The organism is Nonomuraea glycinis (assembly GCF_035920485.1).
Lineage (GTDB): Bacteria > Actinomycetota > Actinomycetes > Streptosporangiales > Streptosporangiaceae > Nonomuraea > Nonomuraea glycinis.
Genome location: NZ_CP109166.1, coordinates 8,994,881 through 9,016,578 on the forward strand (window position 1 = coordinate 8,994,881; position 21,698 = coordinate 9,016,578).

The 21,698-nt window shown below is 71.2% G+C and carries 19 protein-coding genes; 5 read left to right on the forward strand and 14 right to left on the reverse strand.

Annotated elements, in window-relative coordinates; genetic code table 11:
• Window positions 1–24: 24 nt before the first annotated feature.
• A complete protein-coding gene (locus tag OHA68_RS42390) occupies window positions 25–1,176 on the reverse strand; it encodes a DegT/DnrJ/EryC1/StrS family aminotransferase (protein ID WP_327105283.1) in 1,152 nt (383 codons plus the stop codon).
• A 58-nt stretch (window positions 1,177–1,234) separates the two neighbouring features.
• On the opposite strand from OHA68_RS42390, the gene OHA68_RS42395 reads away from it, so the two are divergent.
• A complete protein-coding gene (locus OHA68_RS42395; protein ID WP_327105284.1) occupies window positions 1,235–2,440 on the forward strand; it encodes a hypothetical protein in 1,206 nt (401 codons plus the stop codon).
• Window positions 2,441–2,473: 33 nt separating this feature from the next.
• Here the strand turns inward: OHA68_RS42395 and OHA68_RS42400 are convergent, their stop codons facing one another.
• From OHA68_RS42400 to OHA68_RS42430, 7 genes are all read right to left on the reverse strand, one after another.
• Window positions 2,474–3,547: a dihydrodipicolinate synthase family protein gene (locus tag OHA68_RS42400; protein WP_225278104.1), complete on the reverse strand. Its 1,074-nt coding sequence runs from the start codon at window positions 3,545–3,547 to the stop codon at window positions 2,474–2,476.
• A gap of 33 nt (window positions 3,548–3,580) precedes the next feature.
• A complete protein-coding gene (locus tag OHA68_RS42405; RefSeq protein WP_327105286.1) occupies window positions 3,581–4,588 on the reverse strand; it encodes an NAD-dependent epimerase/dehydratase family protein in 1,008 nt (335 codons plus the stop codon).
• Between the two features lie 113 nt (window positions 4,589–4,701).
• The gene (locus tag OHA68_RS42410; protein ID WP_327105287.1) at window positions 4,702–5,349 is read right to left on the reverse strand and encodes a hypothetical protein; all 648 of its coding nucleotides are present in this window, start codon (window positions 5,347–5,349) and stop codon (window positions 4,702–4,704) included.
• Between the two features lie 131 nt (window positions 5,350–5,480).
• Complete coding sequence (locus OHA68_RS42415) at window positions 5,481–6,365, reverse strand: Gfo/Idh/MocA family protein (protein WP_327105288.1); 885 nt, start codon at window positions 6,363–6,365, stop codon at window positions 5,481–5,483.
• Between the two features lie 269 nt (window positions 6,366–6,634).
• A complete protein-coding gene (locus OHA68_RS42420) occupies window positions 6,635–8,686 on the reverse strand; it encodes a hydantoinase B/oxoprolinase family protein (RefSeq protein WP_327105289.1) in 2,052 nt (683 codons plus the stop codon).
• Window positions 8,676–10,694 (reverse strand): hydantoinase/oxoprolinase family protein, encoded by a 2,019-nt coding sequence (locus tag OHA68_RS42425; RefSeq protein WP_327105290.1) that lies wholly within the window; start codon window positions 10,692–10,694, stop codon window positions 8,676–8,678. The genes OHA68_RS42420 and OHA68_RS42425 overlap by 11 nt, the downstream gene beginning before the upstream one ends.
• Before the next feature lie 6 nt (window positions 10,695–10,700).
• A complete protein-coding gene (locus OHA68_RS42430; protein WP_189143881.1) occupies window positions 10,701–11,072 on the reverse strand; it encodes a hypothetical protein in 372 nt (123 codons plus the stop codon).
• 75 nt (window positions 11,073–11,147) lie between these two features.
• Here OHA68_RS42430 and OHA68_RS42435 point away from each other — a divergent pair, with 75 nt between their 5' ends.
• Window positions 11,148–11,798, forward strand: a complete 651-nt coding sequence (locus tag OHA68_RS42435) for a thymidine kinase (protein WP_327105291.1) — start codon at window positions 11,148–11,150, stop codon at window positions 11,796–11,798.
• Here OHA68_RS42435 and OHA68_RS42440 read toward each other — a convergent pair.
• The 3 genes from OHA68_RS42440 to OHA68_RS42450 all read right to left on the reverse strand — a co-directional run bounded on the left by OHA68_RS42440 (window position 11,783) and on the right by OHA68_RS42450 (window position 14,225).
• Window positions 11,783–12,439 (reverse strand): DsbA family oxidoreductase, encoded by a 657-nt coding sequence (locus tag OHA68_RS42440; protein WP_327105292.1) that lies wholly within the window; start codon window positions 12,437–12,439, stop codon window positions 11,783–11,785. The two genes, OHA68_RS42435 and OHA68_RS42440, sit on opposite strands and share 16 nt — an antisense overlap.
• Window positions 12,440–12,500: 61 nt before the next feature.
• Window positions 12,501–13,397, reverse strand: a complete 897-nt coding sequence (locus OHA68_RS42445) for a hypothetical protein (RefSeq protein ID WP_327105293.1) — start codon at window positions 13,395–13,397, stop codon at window positions 12,501–12,503.
• A gap of 78 nt (window positions 13,398–13,475) precedes the next feature.
• Complete coding sequence (locus tag OHA68_RS42450; RefSeq protein ID WP_327105294.1) at window positions 13,476–14,225, reverse strand: SRPBCC family protein; 750 nt, start codon at window positions 14,223–14,225, stop codon at window positions 13,476–13,478.
• Window positions 14,226–14,295: 70 nt separating this feature from the next.
• Between OHA68_RS42450 and OHA68_RS42455 the strand changes: the two genes are divergently transcribed.
• From OHA68_RS42455 to cydB, 3 genes are all read left to right on the forward strand, one after another.
• On the forward strand, window positions 14,296–15,252 hold the full coding sequence (locus OHA68_RS42455; protein ID WP_327105295.1) for a polysaccharide deacetylase family protein: 957 nt from the start codon (window positions 14,296–14,298) through the stop codon (window positions 15,250–15,252).
• Window positions 15,253–15,432: 180 nt separating this feature from the next.
• Window positions 15,433–16,776 (forward strand): cytochrome ubiquinol oxidase subunit I, encoded by a 1,344-nt coding sequence (locus OHA68_RS42460; RefSeq protein ID WP_327105296.1) that lies wholly within the window; start codon window positions 15,433–15,435, stop codon window positions 16,774–16,776.
• Window positions 16,777–16,820: 44 nt separating this feature from the next.
• Window positions 16,821–17,705, forward strand: coding sequence for a cytochrome d ubiquinol oxidase subunit II (gene cydB, locus OHA68_RS42465; RefSeq protein ID WP_189143876.1), 885 nt, complete (start codon window positions 16,821–16,823; stop codon window positions 17,703–17,705).
• Between the two features lie 128 nt (window positions 17,706–17,833).
• On the opposite strand, the gene OHA68_RS42470 is transcribed toward cydB, so the two are convergent.
• From OHA68_RS42470 to cutA, 3 genes are read right to left on the reverse strand one after another with little or no spacing between them, the layout of a single operon-like run.
• Window positions 17,834–18,253, reverse strand: coding sequence for a hypothetical protein (locus OHA68_RS42470; RefSeq protein ID WP_327105298.1), 420 nt, complete (start codon window positions 18,251–18,253; stop codon window positions 17,834–17,836).
• Window positions 18,254–18,285: 32 nt separating this feature from the next.
• Complete coding sequence (locus OHA68_RS42475; protein WP_327105299.1) at window positions 18,286–19,320, reverse strand: leucine-rich repeat domain-containing protein; 1,035 nt, start codon at window positions 19,318–19,320, stop codon at window positions 18,286–18,288.
• A gap of 9 nt (window positions 19,321–19,329) precedes the next feature.
• Complete coding sequence (gene cutA, locus OHA68_RS42480; protein ID WP_327105300.1) at window positions 19,330–21,681, reverse strand: aerobic carbon-monoxide dehydrogenase large subunit; 2,352 nt, start codon at window positions 21,679–21,681, stop codon at window positions 19,330–19,332.
• Window positions 21,682–21,698: the final 17 nt, after the last annotated feature.

Consider the following 21,698-nt stretch of genomic DNA (forward strand, 5'->3'; position numbering starts at 1 on the left):
TCAATGCTTGATACCTGACCGTAACTACGGCCTTGGCCGGAATTTCGCCAGTTCGCGGGCGACAAGCTCGACGTGCTCGGGGGTGTAGTTCTCGTTCCAGTCGATGATCAGCAGCGTCTCGGCGACCATCCGCTCGGCCTCCGGGCACGAGTGGGGCGTGTAGCCCTCCAGAGGGTAGTGCGAGGTTCCGTAGACCGGCGCGTCCCACACGGGGGCGCGGTTCAGCGGCTGCTCCAGGTAGCCGGCCCGGGCCGGGATCCCGGCCTCGCGCAGCCGCCCGGCCAGCTCGGGAGCGCCGCCTCCGGGCAGCACCAGCGGGAACAGCCACCAGGCGTGCCCCTGCGGGCGCGGCAGCCGTACCCCTGGCAGTCCTTCCAGGGCCCGCAGGAGCCGCAGGGCGGTCCGGCGGCGGGCGGCGAGCACGCCGGGCAGCTTGGCGAGCTGGGCCCGCGCGACGGCCGCCTGGAGCTCGGTCATCCGGTAGTTCAGGCCGAAGGCGACGTACGAGCGGCCGGCCGCCCGGTCCCAGCCCTTGTCGGAGAACAGCCGCATCCTCCTGGCCCGCTCGTCGTCGTCGGTCAGCGCCAGGCCGCCGTCGCCGCAGGTGATGTGCTTCCACTGCTGCAGGCTCAGGCAGGCGACGTCGCCCACGGTCCCGGCCAGCCCTCCCTCGGGGAGCTCGGCGAGCCAGGCCTGCGCGCAGTCCTCGATGAGGACCAGGCCGTGCCGGTCGGCCAGCGCGCGCAACTCCGCCACCCTGGCCGGGGCCCCGAACAGGTGCACGGCCATGATCGCCCGGGTGCGCGGCCCGATCAGCTTCGCGACGGCGTCAGGATCAAGATTGCCGTCGGAGGGATCGACATCGGCGAAGACAGGAACGGCGTTCTGCGCCAAGATGGGGGCCACAGTCCCGAAGTCCGTGATCGGCGTCGTGATGATCTCGTCTCCAGGGTCCGGCGCCGCGGCCACGACCGCGAGATGGAGGGCAGCGGTGCCGGAGCTGCACGCGACCGCGTGGCGCACGCCATACCGCTCCGCGATCTCGCGTTCGAGCGCGCGCGCCTCGGTCCCCCAGACGGAGTTGAGCATGCCGGAACGGATCACCCGCTCCGCCGCGGCCACCTCTTCGTCGCCGAGCGTGCGGCCCGCGGCCTCGGCCATGGACGGGAACTTCACTGAGTACCTCACAGGTTACAATTGCGGTCTTGACCGTAATAAGCGATAGGAGGCGTGGGTGGCAATCCTCATCGGTGTCGTCGGTCCGCATGATCTGGTGGACCAGGTCGCGGCCACCTGCGAGGAGCAGCCGGGCGTCAGCACGCTGCGGCTCGACTACGACCACGAGGCGCAGGCGCCCGCGATCGTCGAGGCGCACGCCAACGCCGTCGAGGGCTGGCTCTTCACCGGCATCGTGCCGTACATGCTCGCCCGGGACGCCGACGTGCTGACCCGCCCCGCGGCGTTCGTCGACTATACGGGCGCGACGCTGCTCAGCGCCCTGGTACGGCTCCAGCACCAGGGGCAGGACGTGACCCGCCTGTCCATCGACACGCTCTCGGCCGCCGACGTGACGGCGACGTTCGCCGAGGCGGGGCTGCCCACCGAGGATCTGCGCATCCTGCCCTACCGGCCGGAGATGACCTCGGCCAAGGCGATCGCCTTCCATCGGCGCGGCCCCGAGCATCCGGTCATCACCTGCCTGAGCTCCGCGCACGAGGCGCTGCGCGACGGCCCGCACGTGCTGCGCCTGGCCCCCTCGGTGCACTCGGTGCGGGTGGCGCTGCGCCAGCTCCTGCTCACCGCCGAGGGGCAGGCCCAGGAGGACGCGCAGATCGCGCTCGGCCTGATCGAGGTGGAGAACGACGAAGGGCTGCTGCGCGAGGCCACCGCGCTGGGCGGCACCGTCGCCGCCTTCCGCGGCGGCACGCACCTGCTGGTCACCACCCGCGGCCCGCTGCACGACGCCTCCGTCGGCTTCACCGGCCTGCCCATGCTGGCCCGCCTGGCCGTGCACAACCAGGTGGTGCGCGTCGGCTTCGGCCTGGGCCGCAGCGCCGCGGAGGCGGAGAGCCTGGCCCGCCGCGCGCTGGCCCGCGCCCGCCGGATCGGCGACGTCGCCGCGGTCCTGTCGCTGCGCGCCGACACCGACATCGTCCTGGAGTCGGTGCCCACCGGCCCGGCGGGCGAGCAGAACCTCTCGGTCATCGCCCGCCGGGTGGGCCTGTCGCTGCCCACGCTGGAGAAGCTCCTGGAGGCCCGGGCGGCCGTCGGCGACGAGCCGCTGACCACGCGCGAGATCGCCGACCGCCTCGCCGTCCAGCAGCGCACCGCCCGCCGCATGCTGCACCGCCTGGAGCTGGCCGGGCTGGCCGAGCGCACCGGCAACCTCACCAGCGGCTCCAGCGGCCGCCCGCTCACCCTCTACCGGCTCACCCTCTGATCCGGCACGCGCCGTACGGGAGCTCTCCATGGGTCAGGACAGCCAGCGGTCCAGGCCCTCGGTGACGAACTCGTCGTCGCGGAGCCAGGGGTAGGCCGCCCAGACGCGGTCGATCTCGGCGAGTTGCCCCGGGGAGAGCTCCTCCGCGGGGTCCAGGCACCAGCGGCCGGCCAGCAGGCCCTGGCGGCGCAGCACCTCGTGGATGCCGGGGATGCACCCGTGGAAATCGTTGGCGGTGTCGAAGATGGCCGCGTTCGCGTCCGTCAGGTGGCCGTCCAGGGTGAGCAGGCGCCGGACCGCCGCGTCGTCGCCGGCGCGGGCCAGCTTGGCCTCCTCCAGGAGCTCCACCGCGCGCCGCACCCAGACCGCCCACTGACCCAGCAGGCCGCCGACGAACTCCACCTCCACCTCGCGCCCGTCCACCACGACCCGGTGGGGCGTGATGAGATCCGCCAGGATGTGGTCGTCGTTGCCCGTGTAGAGGGCGACCTCGGCGGCGCGGCCCGCGCGGACCACGCCGTGCAGGACGTCGAGCGTACGGTAGCGGTCGAAGGGGGCGACCTTGATGCCGACCACCGACTCGATCGCCGCCAACCGAGTCCAGAAATTTCGTGACAAGGGTTGGCCGCCCACCGCGGGCTGCAGGTAGAAGCCGATCACCGGCAGCACCTCGCCCACCGCTCTGGCCCGCTCGACCAGCCCGTCCTCGTCCAGCTCGCGGTACGGGCTCAGCAGCACCATGTGATAGCCGAGCGACCTGGCCAGCTCGGCCTCCGCCACCGCCTGCGCGGTGGGCCCGGTGGCGCCCGCCACCAGCACCACCTCGCGCTCGAACTCGCGGGCCGTCGAGGCGGCCAGTTCGAGCACCGGAGCCAGCAGCCCGGTGCCGTGGATGGCGAACTGGGTGGTGTGCACTCCCACCGCCAGCCCGCCCGCCCCGGCGTCCACGTAATAGCGGGTCAGGGCGCGCTGGCGGCGCTCGTCCAGTTTCCGGTCCGCCGTCAGGGCCAGCGGATGGGCCGGAATCACCAGGCCGCGCCTGAACAGGTCACGCACCGACATCTGCGCCTCTGGAGCCGTGCTGAGCACGTTCGTCCCCCTCATCATGAAAAGCTGTCCGTCCGAAACGACTGTCATCTGTCAGAAACGGCCGTCACGGCGTTCGAACTTGGTCGGCTTGCCCAGCAGCGGCCCGCCGCCGGACACCCAGCGGGCGGTGTGCTCGATCAGCTCCTGGGGTGTGATGTCCGGGTAGCCGAACCGCCGGTGGCACTTGGAGGCGTTCGACAGCAGCGCCGTCGGCGCCTCCTCGCCGCTGAACACCGGCTCCACGCCCAGCTCGGCGCCCAGCGCCAGAGCCGCCTGACGGACCGAGAGCAACTCGGGGCCCGTGACGTTGAGCACGTACGGCGACGTGTCGGCGAGCGGCAGCGAGCGGAGGGCGACCTCGTTCGCGTACCCCTGCCACACCACGTTGACCTGGCCCGTCGCCAGGTCGATCGGCTGCCCGGCCAGGACCTTCTGCGCCAGGTCGACCAGCACGCCGTAACGCAGCTCGACGGCGTAGTTGAGGCGGATCAGCGACAGGCGGGTGCCGTTGGTCTCGGCGAAGTGCGTCAGCACCCGCTCCCTGCCGAGGCAGCTCATCGCGTAGTCGCCGACCGGGCCGGTCGGGTCGGTCTCGGTGCTGCCGCCGCTGGTGACGGGCACGAGTGGATAGACGTTCCCGGTCGACAGGGCGGCGATCCGGCTGCCCGCGAACCGGTCGGCGACCCGGCCCGGCAGGTAGGCGTTGGTGAACCAGGTGGCGTGCTCACGCCCCTGGGTGCCGAATTTGGCGCCGACCAGGAAGACCACGTTGGGCGCGTCGGGCAGCTCGCGCAGGGCCCGCTCGTCGGCCACGTCCGCGCGCACCACGGTGGCGCCCGCGTCCTGGAGCCCGTCGGCGAGCCCCGGCTCGGAGAAGCGGGACACCGCGATGATCCGGCGGTCGCCGCCGGTGGCGTTCAGCGCCAGCCGCACCAGGCTCGGGCCCAGCTTGCCGCCGGCTCCGAGGATCATGATGTCCCCGTCAAGGCCGGCGAGGTCGCTCACCAGCCCGGCGCTCGGCCGCGCCAGCCGCTCCTCGAGTTCCGCTGTGGTCCGCACCCGACCTCCTCCATCTGACAGTTACGGTCCAGACCGTAACTTGGTCAGCTGGCGCCTGTCAACGTGCGACCTCCCAGATCAGGGCGAAAGACCGGCTGCGCCCGGTCCGCCGGTCAGCAGCCCGTAGCGGGCAGGGAGCAGAGCTTGGCGGCCATCGTCCTGGCCCCGGCGAGCTGCCTGGTGTAGTCGGTGGCGCGGATGCGCCCGTATTCGCCTGACACGGTGTAGATGGCCACCGCGCGGGCCTTGCGCACCACGACCGCCCGATCGCCGCCGATGGCGGGCTTGGACTCGTAGTAGTTCTGGCGCGCGAAGCGGAAGGCCTGGTCCCCGACGCTCACCGAGGTGGCGTACGCACGCGTGACGAAGGAGCCTTCGGCGGCATGGACACAGCGCACCACCTGCGCGCGCAGGCTCGCCATCGCGGCCTTGGCGGCGGCGCGGGAGCGGTAGATGACCACCTGCTCACCGGAGTAGTGCTCGGGCGCGGTGTGCCCGATCGTCCGCATCGCCACCCGCCCCTTGTCGCGCGGGCTCTTGAGACGGCAGGGGTTGACGACGAGATTGAGGGTGCGGCTCTCGCTGATCGTCCATTTCTCCTCCTCCGGGTACTTCACCGGCTCGCGGGCCGTCTTCTCGTGCAGCAGGAAGCCGGTCGGTATCGCCGGCGCGGTCCCGGCGAACGCGACCGTCCCACCGCTCAGGACGACCGCTCCCGCGACCGCGACACCGGCCACTGCCCGCAGCGCCTTGCTCGTCATCGAATCTCCCCGCTCTCCCGTGGTCCCGGGTAGTGAGACGCCCCCGGGCCTGCGAAGGTTCAAGCCGTCTCGCGCGCGGAGGTTCAAGCCGTCTCGCGCGCGGAGGTTCAAGCCGTCTCGCGCGCGGAGGTTCAAGCCGTCTCGCGCGCGGAGACGAGGACGTCGAGGATGGCCCGGGTCTGCCGCCAGGGCACCGGGCTGGGCGCGCCGCCCACCATCCGCAGGAACGCCTCGATCGTCCCGGCGTAACCGAGCCCCAGCACCGGATCGTCGCCGCCCTCGATCACGATGTGCTCCGACCCGCCGCGCCGATGCACGGTGACGCCGTACGACTCACCGTCCGACACGCCGACGATCTCGACCACGCCGGTGATCCCGCTCCCCCACTGCAGGGCCAGCACCCCGGTGTCCTCCGACCTGAGGGTGTCGTAGTGCCGGGTGGCCCGGGCCGCCCCGACCAGCCGCACCTCCGGCCCGAGCAGCGCCACCAGCAGCTCCACCCCGTGCACGCCCATGGTCACCATGGTCCCGCCGCCCTCGGCGGGGGTGTCCTGCCAGGCGTTGTAGCCGGTCGCCCAGAGCCCCACGTCATGCCGTACGGTCGCGCGCACGGACAGCACGTCCCCCGGATCGACCCGCACCCCGGCGAAGGCCGGCGCGAACCTCAGCACCGAGGCCGACATCACCCGCTCGTGGATCGGCAGCCGGTCGAGCCGCGCCAACTGCTCCCGGGTGGCGGCGGCTGGCTTGTTCACGAAACACGCCACCCCCGTCTTCAGCACCTCGCCCAGCGCCTCGGGCACCTGCGGATTGGGCACCGTCAGCACCACCCCGTCCGGCCCGCTGTCCAGCGCCCGCGCCAGACTGTCCACCACCCGCGCCTGCGGGAACTCCTCGGCGAACCGCCGCAACCGCTCCGGATCACGCTCCCACACCACCAACTCGGCGTGCCGGGCCAGCGTCCGGGCGTCGGCGTAAGGATGGCTGGTGGCCAGACCGGCGAAAACGATGCGCACGGTGCCCTCCATTTCAGGTCAACTGGGGAATCGCAAACCATCATGGCAGCCCCGGCGATCCACCGTTCAGGTGACACTGAGTGCATGGCCGGGTACGATTGTGCTGCCGCCCATCGCTGATGGGAGTGGAAGTGAGCCCGGGTGGACTGCCGGACGACAGGAGCCCGGGCTTTGCGCTGTCCAGGCTCAGTCGACCACGACGTAGGTCATCTCGACACCGGTGCCCAACGCCGTGCTAGCCCCGCATTTCACTTACAGTAATCATCTCTTCACATGTCGTCCACCTCGGCGGAGGGGCGGCCGGAGAGTCTGGCGTAGCCGGGGCCCCGGTCGAAGAAGCGGTCGGTGGTGGGGCGGAGGTTGGCGCGGAGTTCGGCGGTGCCCCGTTCGTCGATGCGGTCGCCGTCCAGGACCACGCCGTAGTCGCCGAGGGCGCCCGCGATCGAGACCTTGCCGTCGCGGACGTCGGCCGCCACCGCGCGCGGGTCGCGGTCGTAGGGGGAGCCCCAGCCGCCGCCTCCCGTGGTGCGGATGCGGATCGTGTCGCCCGCCTGCACCGGGTGGTCGTCCACCAGCCCTTCCATCTCCTTGCCCGCGATCTCCACCCGGAACGGCCGGCCGGCGAGACCGCCGTTGACGCCCCAGCAGGACAGGATCGAGCGGTCGGCGATGGACATGTACGACGCGTCCCGCAGCATGCGGATGTGCTTGTCGTAGCCGAGGCCGCCCCTGAACATGCCGGGGCCGCCCGAGTCGCAGGCCAGCGCGAGCCGCTCCACCCGGAACGGCCAGCGGGCCTCGGCGAACTCGACCGGGATGTTGCGGGAGTCCGGCACCACGTGGATGGTGTCCTCCCCGTCGGCGTACCAGCGCCCGCCGGAGCCGCCGCCGAGGACCTCTCTCATCAGGTACGGCTGCCCGTCGGCGTCGACGCCGTGCACGCCGGTGTAGCGGATGGTCTCCTGGTCGGCGGGCATCCGGCCGCCCGTGGCCTTGGCCAGCACGCCGGCCAGGACGCCCAGCAGGCGCAGGATGACGAAGGTGCGGGCGTTGGTGGGGGCGGGGAAGATCGGGGTGAGCAGAGTCCCCTTTTCCGGAAATATCATCTTAATGAGCGGCACGACGCCCTCGTTGACGTCGAGTTCGGCCATGCGCTCCGGGGTGTCGGCCAGGTTGCGCAGGATCGGCGCGAGCCACTTCTTCAGGAAGACGCCGTCGGCGTAGTCGCCCGCGTGGTTGATCGGCCCCTTGGCCTGCGGTGACGTGCCGGTGAAGTCGATCGTCAGCGGCGCGTGCTCCTGGCCGGCGTCTTCGTCGCCCTCCCGTCGCGAGCTCCTGCGCTCCGGGGCCGAGTGGTCGACGGTGAGCGTGATGCGCTGGGCGTGCAGGCGGGGCTCGTCGACGCCGTCGTGCTCGGCGTAGTCCTCCCAGGTGTAGACGCCCTCGGGGATCTTGGCCAGCAGTTCCCTGCGGAACGTCTCGGTGGTCTTGTCGATGATCGCGTCGAAGCACTCCTCGACGGCGGCCCTGCCGTACCTGCCGAAGAGCTCGCTCAGGCGGCGGGCGCCCATCAGGCAGGCCGAGCACTCGGCGTCGAGGTCCCCGGCGAGCGAGTCCGGCATCCGGGAGTTGCGCGTCATGATGCGCAGCGCCGTCTCGTTCGGCACCCCCTGGTCCCACAGCTTGATCGGCGGGACCATCAGCCCTTCCTCGTACACCGACCGGGCGTGCGAGGGCATCGAGCCCGGCACCGACCCGCCGATGTCGTCGTGGTGGCCGAACGCCTGCACGAACGCCACCACCTCGCCCTGGTGGAAGACCGGGACGGTGACGCACAGGTCGGGCAGGTGGCCGATGCCGCCCTCGGACAGGTAGACGTCGTTGTGGAAGTAGACGTCGCCCGGCTTCATCGTCTCGACGGGGAAGTCACGGACGATCGGCTGGACGAGCGCGCTGTAGGAGCGGCCGGTCAGCTTGCGCAGCCGTACGTCGTGGATGCCCGCGCGGAAGTCGTGCGCGTCGCGGATCATCGGCGAGCGGGCGGTGCGCGCGATGGCGGTCTCGACCTCCTTCTCCACCGAGGCGAGCGTCCCTTCGACGATCTCCACCAGAATCGGGTCCGCCGCACTCACCCCGCGCCCGTTCACGCTCTCCGCGCGCACGTCCGTGACCGCATACGGGTCTACGTGACGGTCCTCGTCCAGATCCACGTGCCGGTCCATGTCCTGGGCCGCGTGCTGGTCCATGTCCGTGGCGGCCTCAGGGGCCGCCGGCGGCTCGGGAGGCGCCGCTGAGCCGTTCACCGGAGTCTCACTGTTCACGCCGCACCTCCACATTGCCGTACTCGTCCACTGTCGCGGTGAAACCGGGGTGGATGGGGATGGTGGAGCCGTACTCCTCGATGATCGCGGGGCCCTCGACGACCGTGCCGGCCGCCAGCGCGGCGCGCTGGTGGATCGGCGTGTCGTGCCGCTCCTCGAAGTGCACCTTCCTGCTCGCCGCCACCGGCTCGACCTTCTGGTACGGGTCGCGCCGGATGGCCGGCCGGGTGATCGGCCCGATGCCGGAGACCCGGAAGTTGACCCATTCGACGCCGTGTCGCTCGTCGTCGCGGTAGGCGTAGCCGTACAGCTTCTCGTGGGCGTCGTGGAAGCGGCTCAACACCTCCTCCCGCCAGCCCTCGTCGATCGGGCCGGCCGGGGCCGGGACGCGGACCTCGTACGCCTGCCCGTAGTAGCGCAGATCGGCGCTACGGGCGTAGACCGGCTGGTCGAAGCCCTCGCGGTCGAGCGCCTCGGCCGCCTCCGCCTCCAACTCGGCGAAGAGCCGCGCCGTCGTGGCCGGCTCCAGGTCGCGGGTGACGTGCGTACGGACGTAGTCGTTCTTGACGTCGACGGTGAGCAGCCCGAACGCCGACACGTTCCCCGGCTCGGGCGGGACGATCACCGCGGGCAGGCCGAGGATGTCGATGAGGCGGCAGGCCAGCAGCGGCCCCGAGCCGCCGAACGTCACCAGCGGGAAGTCCCGTACGTCCAGGCCGCGCTTGACGGTGAGCCGGCGGATCGCGTTGCTCTGGTTGAACGCGCTGATCTCCAGGATCCCCGTCGCGGTGCGCTCGGGGGTGAGCCCGAGCTTGTCCGCGAGCGCCTCGACGCCCATCCTGGCGGCGTCGAAGTCGAGCGGGATCTCCCCGCCGAGCAGGTGCGGCGGGATGCGGCCGAGGTAGACGTGCGCGTCGGTGACGGTCACCTCGGTGCCGCCCCTGCGGTAGCAGAGGGGGCCGGGCTCGGCGCCCGCCGAGCGGGGGCCGACCTTGAGCGTGCCCTCCGGCGAGATCCACGCGATCGAGCCGCCGCCCGCTCCCACGGTGACGATGTCGATCATCGGAATCTTGCACGGATAGCGGCCGACCGCGCCCTCGGTGGTGATGGACGGCTCGCCGTCCATCACCACCGCCACGTCCGTGGAGGTGCCGCCGCCGTCCAGGGTGATCACCGACGGATGGCCGGCCGTGCCGGCGATCAGCGCCGCGCCGAGCGCGCCCGCCGCCGGCCCCGACAGCACGGTGGTGATGGGCTGGTTGACGACCTCACGGGCCGACAGCACGCCGCCGTTGGACTTCATCACCGAGAACGGCCTGCCCAGGCGGCTCGACAGGTTGGCGATGTAGCGCCGCATGCCGGGCTTGACCGCGGCGTCGACCAGGGTGGTGACGGCGCGCTCGTACTCGCGGTATTCGCGCAGCACGTCGCTGGAGATCGAGACGACCGCCTCCGGGTGCTCGCGCGCCAGCACCTCCCGCATCCGCCGCTCGTGCTCCGGGTTGGCGTAGGCGTGCAGGAAGCAGACGCCGATCGTGTTGACGCCCCGGGTACGGAACCAGCGGGCCACCTCGACCGCCTGCTCCTCGGCGAACGGCCGCACCTCGGCGCCCAGGTGGTCGAGCCGGCCGCCGACGGTCTTCACCAGGTGCACCGGGACGATGCGCGGCGGCTTGACCCAGAAGTAGGAGTTCCCGTAGCCGTCGGGGACGCTCTGCCTGCCGATCTCCAGGATGTACTCGAAGCCCTCGGTGGTGATCAGGCCGAGGCCGGCGACGCGCTCTTCGAGCAGTTGGTTGGTGGCCACGGTGGTGCCGTGCACGATCGAGGACACCTCGTGCTCGCCCAGGTGCTCGCCCAGCTTGCCCAGGCCGGTGACGAACCCGTCGGCCGGGTTGGCGGGCGTGGACGGGGTCTTGGTCGTGACGATCTCACCGGTCTGCTCGTCCACGGCCACCACATCGGTGAACGTGCCGCCGGTGTCGACTCCAATACGGACGCTTCCCATGGCTCCTCAGCTTCGGCGCCGGCCGAGCACTTCGTGGATGACCTTCGGTGCGTTCTCGGTGCCGACGTAGGCCGCGAGCCGCACCACCATCTCCTGAGATTTGGCCAGCTCGGCCTCCACTCTGGCCTTACCCGACTGACCGGCCTGCACGCCGAAGTAGGCGCCGATGATGGTGCCGACCACCCCGGCCACTCCGGCGAACAGCGCGGCGAACTCCCCGGTGGCGAACACGGCGGCGCCGAACGCGACGAGCACGGCGATGATGCCCGTCACCACCACGAGGAAGCCGTAACGCCATCTGGCCGCATCGGCCTGCGCGGCCGTGATGTCATCCGGCGTCATCATGGCGTCGAGTGTGGGCGGTTTGTCGGTGACCACAGATTCCTCCTGTTGTTTCAGAGGAGAAATCTCCCATGAGGTCATAGAACTAGCCAAGCGATAAGGTGGCACCCCGTGACCGATCTGTCTGCCTTGTCTCCTGTGCCGTCCGGGTCTCGCGCCGCCGTGCTGAAGTTCTACTTCGGCCCCATGGACTGCGGGAAGTCCACGCTGGCGCTCCAGATGAACTACAACCACAGCCGCCAGGGCAGGCGCGGCCTGGTGCTGACCAAACATGACAGATCGGGCGGCCCGAGGGTCACCAGCAGGATAGGGCTCGGCCGGGAGGCCGTCGAGGTGATCGACGATCTGAATCTGGTGGAGCTGGTACGCGAGCACGACCGGATCGACTACCTCATCTGTGACGAGGCGTGCTTCTACACCGTGGCGCAGATCGAGCAGCTCGCCGACCTGGTGGACCTGCACGGCGTCGACGTCTACGCCTTCGGGCTCGCCTCGGACTTCAGGTCGGTGATGTTCCCGGCGGCGCAGCGGCTGTTCGAGCTCGCCGACGAGGTGTGCCGGCTGCAGGTCGAGGTGCTGTGCTGGTGCGGGCGGCCGGGGCTGCTGAACGGCAGGATCGTCGGCGGGCGACTGGTGCGGACCGGTGAGCAGGTGGTCATCGGCGACACCGACGCCTCCCGGGTCCGCTACCAGGTGCTCTGCCGCCGTCACCACCGCTCGGGGCTGCTCGGCGAGGGCATGCCCGCTCAGACCGCGCAGTAGCCGTCGGCGGGGGCGGCGAGCTGGGTGATCGGCTTCTGGCCGGTGCGCTCGGCGACCTCGTCGATCGCGGCCTCGAACGTCTCCACCGGCTGCGCGCCCGACACCGCGAACTGGCCCTCGAACAGGAACAGCGGCACCCCGGTGATGCCCAGCGTGCGCGCCCTGGCGATCTGCTCGGCCACCTGCTCGGCGCCCTCGCCCGTGTCGCGTACGCCCACCTCGGTGGCGAGCTCGGCCAGCACCCCGGGGTCGCCGACGTCCAGCCCTTCGGTGAAGTGCGCGCGGAACAGCCGCTCGGCCATCTCCGCGCCGAGACCCTGCCCTTCGGCCACCTCGACCAGCCGGTGCGCCCGCAGCGTGTTGACGCTCAGCGCCCGGTCGTAGCGCAGCTCCAAGCCCTCCTCGGCGGCCAGGCCGATGACCCTGTCGGCCATCTGCCCGGCGTTGCCGCCGAACTTGCGCTCCAGCATCGTGAGCACCGGCTCGGCCTCGGCGGGGGAGCTGGGATCGAGCTGGAAGGGGCGCATCGTCACATCGATCGTGCCGCCCTTGGCACGGAACGCCTCCGCCGCCTTGGCGAAGCGGACATGGCCGATATAACACCAGGGGCAGACAACGTCGGAGAAGATCTCAACTTTCACGCTCGATGACAACCAGCGCCGCGTCTCCGGCATTCCTCTCACCTGGGTACGGTCGGGCCGGTCAGCCGGCGGCGAGTTCCTCCAGGCGGTAGGGGAGGTAGGCCGAGCCGTCCACCAGGGCCGACACCCCGCGCCACCAGCCGAACCACTCGGCGCTGCGCCACATCCAGTCCACCCGCTCGATCGCGGCCACCACGTCGCCGACGTCCGCCCATCGCTCGCCCAGTTGCCCGGCGGTCGCGCCGTGGCGCAGCGCCCAGTCCCGCAGGATCCGGGCCGCCGCCGCCTCCACCGGCTTGGTGTACGGGTCGGGCTCGTCATCCGGCAGGCGGTGCGGGCCCAGCCCGGCGGCCACGCCCCAGCTCCACTGCGCCTCGGCCGGGCGGGAGTAGCGCAACGAATGGAAGTCCAGGTTGGAGCCGAGGTCGTCGTCGGCCCGCTGGGTGACCACCGCGTCGAGCCGCCCGCCGGCGTCGAAGTGCACGACCAGCCGCTGGCCCGGCAGCACGCCCTGAGGCAGGTGGAAGCGGTCCTCCGCCTGCCAGGAGTTGAGGTCCACCTGGGCGACCGGCCGGCCCCACAGCTCGTCGGCGGCGTCGTCGGACACCCAGGCGGCCAGCATCTCCAACGCGGTCAGGTCCGTCCACGGCTCGATCGCGACCGCCGTGCGCAGCACCTCGTCGGGCGCGGGCAGCTTGCCGCCCCTGGGCCGCGTCCACCACTCGGCGCCCAGGTCCCGGGTGCCGACGAGCAGCGCGGCGATGGCGGCGAGCTCGGCCGACCGCCGGGTGAGGGAGGCGCCCAGCGCCAGGCCGACGCAGCGGTCGGCACGCTCGTCGCCGACGACCGGACGCGCGTCGGCGATCAGCACACCGGCGGTCGGGCGCTCCTCTCCGAGCAGGTCCCGGACGACTCGCCTGGCCTCGGTTCGGGCGTCTTCAGCATGTGCCTGCCGCATATTGTCACGCTACGCCGGGAGATCCTTTTCCGCGAGAGCCCGCCTCCACCGAGCGGCCCCGACGAGTGCGCGCCCGCTCTAGCGTCGGCCGCGGCCCAGCAGCCAGCCCACGGCGGCACCGGTGAGCGCCACGCCCGCGCCCATGCCGAACGCGGCCAGCAGCACCCACGGCGGCGTCTCGGTGCGCTGCTTCGCCGGCCGCTCGTAGACGGCCGGGCGGGCAAGCGCCGCCTCCCCCTGCCCGTGGGAGGCCACTTGCCCGGCCCACTGCTCGCGGGGCGCCGCTTGCCCTGCCCACTGCTCGTGGGAGGCCGTTTCGCGGACCCGTGGGTGAGGGCCGGCCGCTGCGGGGGCCGGCAGGTGCGGGCCGTCTTCGGTGAGTGCCCCGGCGGGGGCGCGGAGGTGGTCCTCGACGGCCGCGAAGAACTCGCCGGCCGTCTTCCTGGCCACCGAGCCGAGCATGCGCTGCCCCACTCCGCCGATCATGCCGCCGATCACCGCGTCGGCGGCGTAGTCGACCCGGGTCCCGCTGTCGGTCTCGCTCAGCCGTACCAGCACGGTGGCGTCCACCGTGCCCGGCGCGCCCTGTCCCCGGGCCTTGAGCACGAAGCTCTCCGGGGCGGACGGCTCGGCCAGCGCCACCTCGCCCTGGTAGACGCCCTTCAGGGAGGCGATCCCGGCGTTGACCGTCATCCGGTAGGTGTCCGGTCCGCACTCCTCCAGGCGCTCACAGCCGGGGATGGTGCGCACCAGCACCGCCGGATCCTGGAGCGCGGCCCATACGCGGTCTCTTTCGATGCCGATCACGGCACTGCCTGCGACTTTCACACTGACACTCTAGAAAGCGATCTCCCGCCGGGATAAGGGCAACACCTGCCCAACCGATTATCGATCCGGCATGAGGACTGGCAGGATGGGGCGGCATTGTGCCGGGGTGACGACGGGGGCGGCAGAGGTGCGCGAGGCGAGAACGGCCGCGGGAGCGGCCGTGGTGACGGTGTTCCTGCTGGCAGGGGCCTGTTCTCCGGGGTCGACGTCGCGGGTCACCGCCGCCGAGTCCGCTCCGCCGCCCACTCCGGCCACCACCTCCCCCACACCCCAGGACCCACCGGGCGCGCTGCCGCGCGAGGGCGAGATGAGCGAAGCACGCACCCCGGGCGCGGTGCCGCGGGAGGGGGAGGTGGGGAGGGTGCGGGCCTTGGGCGGGTTGCCGCCGGTGGTCAGCTCGATCCCCACCGAACGCAAGGTGGTCTTCCTGACCATCGACGACGGCTGGGAGCAGGATCCCGGCTTCGTCCTGCAGATCCGTGACCAGCGCATCCCGATCACCGCGTTCGCGATGCGGGACGCGGTGGAGGCCAGGGGCGTCCCCGATCCGGCCGGCGGGCAAGGCCGCTACACAGGTGCCGGTAAGTGGGGATATTTCCGGTCGCTTCAGGACGTGGGCGTGCCCATCGAGAACCACACCCTGACCCACCCCGACCTCCGCCGGCTCAGCAGGGCCGCCCAGCGGCAGGAGATCTGCGGCGCCTCCAGGCTGATCGCCGGGCGGACCGGCGTCAGGCCCACCCTGTTCAGGCCGCCGTTCGGCAGCTACAACACTGACACCCTGCGGGCGGCCAAGAGCTGCGGCCTGACCTCGGTGCTGCTCTGGACCGCCTCCGTCCAGCCGGGCGGCAAGATCGCCTATCAGACACCGGACAAGAAGCTGCACCCCGGCGACATCCTCCTCCTGCACTTCCGCCCCAACCTGGACCGGGACTTCCGCATCCTGATCAGGAAGATCAAGCGCCGGGGCTTCGAGCTGGGCAACCTCCAGGCGTACCTGGAAGCCGCCACCTCCCCGCGTAAGTAGCCACCGTCCGCCTTGCGGCGTAGGCGGCGGTCAGCCGCGCGGGTGACGCGCCGGACACCTGGTGAGGGGCATCGTTGAGCCTCGTGTGACCAAGGTCGCATGGCATTGCTCTACAGCTTGTAGTACTACTGCAAGTAGATGTACTACAGCCTGTAGAGCTCACGGTCCGGTGAGGGGAACATGGACGCGCTTGATCTTGCACGGTGGCAGTTCGGGGTGACCACCGTTTATCACTTCCTGTTTGTGCCGTTGACGATTGGTCTGGGCGTCTTCGTGGCAGGACTGCAGACCGCTTGGCACCGTACCGGGAAGGAGCGCTACCTCCGGCTGACGAAGTTCTTCGGCAAGCTCTTCCTGATCAACTTCGCGATGGGGGTGGTCACCGGCATCGTGCAGGAGTTCCAGTTCGGCATGAACTGGTCGGAGTACTCCACGTTCGTGGGTGACGTGTTCGGCGCGCCGCTGGCCATGGAGGCGCTGCTGGCGTTCTTCATGGAGTCCACGTTCCTCGGACTGTGGATCTTCGGCTGGGGCCGGCTGCCGAAGCGGGTGCACCTGGCGTGCATCTGGGCCGCCGCGATCGGCTCGAACCTGTCCGCCTACTTCATCCTGGCTGCCAACGCGTGGATGAAGCACCCGGTCGGCTACGAGGTCGTCGACGGCAAGGCCAGGATGACCGACCTGTGGGCGGTGCTGACCAACTCGACCGCCCTGGCCCAGGTGCCGCACGTGATCGGCTCGGCGTTCGTGGTGGCGGGCGGGTTCATCCTGGCGGTGTGCGGCTACTGGCTGCTGCGCACGCACGCCGAGATGTGGCGCGCCGCCGCACGGGCCGCGCTGGTGATGACCGCCATCGCGGGCGTGGTCGTCGCCGGGACCGGCGACATGTCCGCCAAACTCCTGTACGAGCAGCAGCCGATGAAGCTGGCCTCCGCCGAAGGACTCGAACGCGACACGGCGGGCGCGGCGCTGACGGTGGCGCCCGGCATCGAGATCCCCAAGGTGCTCAGCTTCCTGTCCACCAACGACTTCGACGCCACCGTGCAGGGCACCGAGGACCTGCAGGCGCGCTTCGAGGAGCGGTTCGGCCCCGGCGACTACCGGCCGAACCAGGCGATCACGTTCTGGTCGTTCCGCGTCATGATCGTGTTCGGCCTGGCCACGGTGGGCCTGTCGGTGCTCGGCCTGTGGCTGACCCGGCGCCGCCGGCCGATGCCCCGCTGGCTGTCCCGGCTGCTGGTGCTGGCCCTGCCCGCGCCGCTGATCGCGGTGACCGCCGGCTGGCTGCTGAGCGAGATGGGCCGCCAGCCCTGGGTGGTGGCGGGCGAACTGCTCACCGCGGCCGGCGTCTCCCCCGGGGTGAGCCTGACCGAGGTGGCCATCTCACTGACGATCTTCACCCTGCTGTACGGCTCGCTCGCGGTGGCGGAGGCCGTACTGCTGACCAGGCATGTACGCAAGGGCCCCGACGAGCCCGAGCCCGTCCGCGCGGCCGAGAAACTCGAACCGTCGCTCATGTATTGAGACGCAGACAGTCATGAGGTGCAGACAGTCATGAGGTGCAGACAATGATCGACCTGTGGTTCGTCATCATCGCCTTCCTGTGGACCGGTTACTTCGTCCTTGAGGGCTTCGACTTCGGCGTGGGGCTGCTGGCGCCGTTCGTCAGCGCGGACGGCGAGGAGCAGCGGCAGAGCCTGGAGACGATCGGCCCGGTCTGGGACGGCAACGAGGTCTGGCTGATCACCGCCGTGGGCGCCATGTTCGCCGCCTTCCCGGCCTGGTACGCGGGCATGTTCAGCGGCTTCTACCTGCCCGTCGTGCTGGTCCTGGTCGGGTTGATCGTGCGCGGCGTCGGCCTGGAGTGGCGCGGCAAGGTGGCCAACCCCGCCTGGTGCGACCTGGGGATCGTGATCGGCAGCGCGCTGCCCGCGTTCGTCTGGGGCACGATCTTCGCCGACCTGCTGTTCGGCAGCGCCGAGGCGGCACTGCTCGGTGGCGCGTTCACGCTCGCGGTGTGCCTGCTGCACGGCGCGGTGTTCCTGGCGCTGCGCACCGAGGGTCCGGTACGGCGGCGCGCCAGGACGGCCGCGCTGGCCGCGAGCGTCGTGGTGCTCCCGGTGGCCGTGGTGGCGCTGTCGAGCATGGGCTCACTGCCGGCGCTGGCCGCCATGGGCGTGCTGGCGGCGGCCACCGTACTGGTCTTTCTGCGCAAGGAGGGCTGGGCTTTCACCGCCATGACCGTGGCCATTGTGCTGGTCTCGGTGGCGGTCTTCAGTCAGCTCAGGGGCGCGCCCCTGCCCGGCCTGACGCTGGCCGAGGCGGCCTCCGGCCCCTACACGCTGACCATGCTGACCTGGATCGGGCTGATCGCGCTGCCGTTCGTGCTCGGCTATCAGGGGTGGACGTACTGGGTGTTCAGGAAGCGGGTTCAGGTGGCGGTCCGTTCGTGACGGCATGATCTTCGTAGCGCCCTGGCCGCCGCGGCCACGCTGCTCCGGGCCGCGGCGGCCGGCGGACACCGGCGGTTGACGTTCACCAGTGCTCCCATTTGCACCGAATGACCGTGAACCGCCCTCGGTCAGCCGGCGGCGGCCGGGGTGGGGGTGACGCGGTGGTCCTTCAGGTGCAGGTCGCCCTTGAGCGGCGCCTGCAACTGCTTGAGCACCTTGAGGTCGCCCAGCACCGTCCACAGCGGGCCGACCAGGTGCGGCTTGTACTCGGGCGCCTGGTCCATCCAGGCGTTCTTCCCTTCCTCGCTGGTGAAGGTGTTCACGAAGAACTCCCCCGCGTCGGTCTTGCAGTAGCCGGTACGCAGGTCGCTCGCGTCGACCTGCATCCGGGGTTCGCAGCCCACCTGGGAGGAGAGATCCTCCACGGTGAGAGGCACCGCGGGAGGCTGGTTGCTCCCTGCGGCGACATTCTCGTCGCCACCCGGCGCACAAGCAGCGACGAGCCCGACCAGCAGCGCGAAAGCGGTCAGACGTGAATAAGTCGTCATGTGCGGAGGTACGCAGGCTTCGCCGCCACGGTTCAGCGCAAAATGACACAACCCTGTTCGGCCAGCCGGCGCAGCACCGGAGGGTCGCCGTCGAGCTTGTTCCAGCGCAGGTCGAGCCGGTCCAGCGCGGGCAGCTCGGCCGGCAGCTCACGCAGGCGGTTGTTGCGCAGGTCCAGGTGGCTGAGCCGGGGCAGCCGCGCCAGCCAGCCCGGCAGTGAGCTCAGCAGGTTGTCGCGCAGATCCAGCACCCGCAGCTCGCCCAGAGCCGCCATCGAGCCGGGCAGCTCCGTCAACCGGTTGCCCCGCAGATGCAGCTCGCGCAGGCGGCCCAGCGCGCCGATGGAGTCGGGCAGCGCCGTCAGCCGGTTGTTGTAGAGCCGCAGCTCCATCAGCGACGCCATCCGGCCCAGGCTCGCGGGCAGCCGGGTGAGGCGGTTGTCGGTCAGGTTGAGATAGGCGAGCCGGTCCAGCCTGCCGAGCGCCTCGGGGACCTCGGCGAGGCCGTTGTCACTGGCGTACAGATAGTCGGTGAGGGGCAGGTCCGCCAGCTCGGGCGGGAGCGCGGTGAGCCGGTTGTGGCCCAGGTCGAGCATGCGCAGCGCGCCGAGCCCGCCGATGGCGGCGGGCACCTCGGTCAGGGCGTTCTCGGCGAGGTTGAGCGATCGCAGACCGGTCAGCTTCCACAACCCGCCGGGCACCCCGGTCAGCCCGTTGCGGCCGGCCGACAGGTGCCGCAGCGAGTGCGGGAGCCCGTCGGGCAGCGCCCGGACGGCGTTGCCGTACAGGAAGAGCGTTTCCAGGCGTGGCGGGCAGGACGGGAAGGCCGTCAGGTCGTTGCCGTCCAGGTGCAGCGCCCGCAGCGCGTCGAGGCCGGAGAGGTCGGGCAGCGCGCGCAGGCGGTTGCCGTCGAGCCTGAGCTCCTCCAGCGACGACAAGCGCGCCACCCAGCCGGGCAGCTCGGTGAGCTCGTTCCAGGCCAGGTCGATCAGGCGGGTCCGGGCCAGCTCGCTCGCCGTGCCCGGCATCGAGGTCAGGCCCGCGCCCGGCGCCCGTAGTTCGGTGTCCATGGACCGAAATCATCCACCACGGAGGTCGAACAGCTCCGACGGGGAGATCGGCATCCGGTCGATCTCGATGCCCTCGGCGTCCTCCAGGGCCGAGGCGATCACCGCCGAGACCGGGATCACCCCGGCCTCGCCCGCGCCCTTGATCCCCAGCGGGTTCAGCGGGGACGGCGTCTCCAGGTGGCCGGTCTCGATGCGCGGGACCTCGGTGGCGTACGGCATGAGGAAGTCCATGAAGGAGGCGTTCTGCAACTGCCCGTCCGCGTCGTACGCCATCCGCTCGTACAGGGCGCCGCCGATGCCCTGCGCCACTCCCCCGTGGATCTGTCCCTCCACGATCATCGGGTTGATCAGCTTGCCGCAGTCGTGCACGACGACGTAACGCACCACCTTGATCTCGGCGGTCAGCGGGTCGGTCTCCACGATGGCCGCGTGCATGCCGGCGGCGAAGGTGGACCTGATCGGCGAGTAGTAGCCGCGCCCTTCCAGCCCCGGCTCCTCCCCCTCGGCGACCGGCGGCCGGTCCGGCGAGGCCGTCCCGGCGAACTGGGTGGCCTTGGCCGTCTCCTCGTCGAAGGCGTACCGCAGCGGGTTGGCCAGCACCGCGACCGTGGACAGCGGGATGGAGGCGGCCGGCGAGCCCGCCACGTGCACCAGCCCCTCGCTGATGGTCAGGTCGGCCGGGTCGGCCTCCAGCGCGTCCCCGGCGATGCGCAGCGCCTTCTCCCGCACCTTGGCGCAGGCCAGCGCGATCGCGTTGCCGCTCATCACGGCCGCGCGGGAGGCGAAGGTGCCCACCGCGTAGCCGAAGCGGCGGGTGTCGCCGGTGACGACCGAGACCCGCTCGATCGGCACGCCGAGCCGGTCGGCGGCGATCTGCGCGAACACGGTCTCGTGTCCCTGCCCCTGCGAGGTGAGCCCGGTCGAGACGTGCACCCGCCCGTCGGAGGTGATCTGCACATGCCCGCCCTCGTACGGCCCGACGCCGGTCCCCTCGACGTAGCAGCCGATGCCGATGCCCCGGCCGGGCGCGGGCCGGAAGTCGTCCCAGCCGATGAGCTCCTTCACCATGCGCAGCATCCGCGGGTAGTCGCCGCTGTCGTAGATGAGCGGCCGCCCGTCCTGGAAGATCATCCCCTGGTCGTACGGGAACTCGTCCGGCTGGATGAAGTTGACCTCCCGCACCTGGGTGCGGTCCTTGCCCAGGTACCGCGCGATCTTGTCCATGGTCCGCTCCATGCAGAACACGCCCTGCGGCCGTCCCGCGCCCCGGTAGGGCGTGACCTGCACGGTGTTGGTGTAGACGGCGCTGAACTCCACCCGGTACGCCCCGATCCGGTAGGGACCGAGCAGCTGGGTCGCGGTGATGATCGGCACGATGATCCCATACGGCGTGTAGGCGCCGTGGTCGTGCAGGATCGTCACGTCCAGCCCGAGCACCCGCCCGTCGTCGTCGAAGCCCACCCGCACGTGCTGCACCTGGCCGCGCTCGTGCGCGGCGGCGATGAAGTGCTCGCGCCGGTCCTCGGTCCACTTCAGCTCCCGGCCGAGCAGCATGGCCGCCCACGGCACCAGGATCTCCTCCGGCCACGGGTGCACGATCTTCACACCGAACCCGCCGCCCACGTCCGGGGCGATCACCTCGACGTGCGGCAGCGGCAGGCCGAGCGTGGCGGCGATGGCCATGCGGACGCTGGTGGAGGTCTGGGTGCTGGAGTAGACGCGCAGGTCGGTGCCGTCCCAGCGGGCGTAGACGCCACGGCCTTCGAGCGGCGTGCTGGCGCTGCGCTCGATGTCCAGCCGGAAGGCCAGCGTGTGCGGGGCCGCCTCGATGGCCTCCGCCGCGCCGCGCCCGGCCGCCGACGGGACCTCCTGGACCAGGTGCGCCCCCACGTTCCCGGGCACGTCCTCGTGCACCAGCGCGGCCCCGTGCGCCGCCTCCTCCAGCCCGACGACCGCCTTGAGCGGCTCGTAGTCCACCTCGATCAGCGCGCAGGCGTCCTCGGCGAGATAGCGGTCGGTGGCCACCACCATGACGACGGGCTCGCCGACATGCCTGACGACGTCCCTGGCCAGCGGGTAGGCGGTGCGCCCGTGGGTGAGGGCCGGATGCGGGATCAGCAGCGGCAGCGGGCGGCCGACCCGCTCCGGCAGGTCCTCCCAGGTGTAGATGGCCACCAGTCCGTCCACGTCCAGCGCCGGTGCCACGTCGATGTCCCGGATGCGGGCGTGCGCGTGCGGCGAGCGTACGAACGCGACCGCGAGCGCGCCGGGGCCCAGGTCGTCGAGGTAGCGGCCGTGCCCGGCGAGCAGCCGGGGGTCCTCGCGGCGTGGTACGGGCTCCCCGAACAGCCTGGTGGTCACGGGCCTCGCCTCCTGGT

What these genes read in the sequence shown, in the direction of transcription:
- OHA68_RS42470 (WP_327105298.1), bottom strand. Translation starts at nt 18,253, where the DNA reads ATGACGACTTATTCACGTCTGACCGCTTTCGCGCTGCTGGTCGGGCTC.
- OHA68_RS42410 (WP_327105287.1), bottom strand. Translation starts at nt 5,349, where the DNA reads ATGACGAGCAAGGCGCTGCGGGCAGTGGCCGGTGTCGCGGTCGCGGGA.
- OHA68_RS42475 (WP_327105299.1), bottom strand. Translation starts at nt 19,320, where the DNA reads ATGGACACCGAACTACGGGCGCCGGGCGCGGGCCTGACCTCGATGCCG.
- cydB (WP_189143876.1), top strand. Translation starts at nt 16,821, where the DNA reads ATGATCGACCTGTGGTTCGTCATCATCGCCTTCCTGTGGACCGGTTAC.
- OHA68_RS42425 (WP_327105290.1), bottom strand. Translation starts at nt 10,694, where the DNA reads ATGGGAAGCGTCCGTATTGGAGTCGACACCGGCGGCACGTTCACCGAT.
- OHA68_RS42445 (WP_327105293.1), bottom strand. Translation starts at nt 13,397, where the DNA reads ATGCGGCAGGCACATGCTGAAGACGCCCGAACCGAGGCCAGGCGAGTC.
- OHA68_RS42400 (WP_225278104.1), bottom strand. Translation starts at nt 3,547, where the DNA reads ATGATGAGGGGGACGAACGTGCTCAGCACGGCTCCAGAGGCGCAGATG.
- OHA68_RS42455 (WP_327105295.1), top strand. Translation starts at nt 14,296, where the DNA reads ATGAGGACTGGCAGGATGGGGCGGCATTGTGCCGGGGTGACGACGGGG.
- OHA68_RS42460 (WP_327105296.1), top strand. Translation starts at nt 15,433, where the DNA reads ATGGACGCGCTTGATCTTGCACGGTGGCAGTTCGGGGTGACCACCGTT.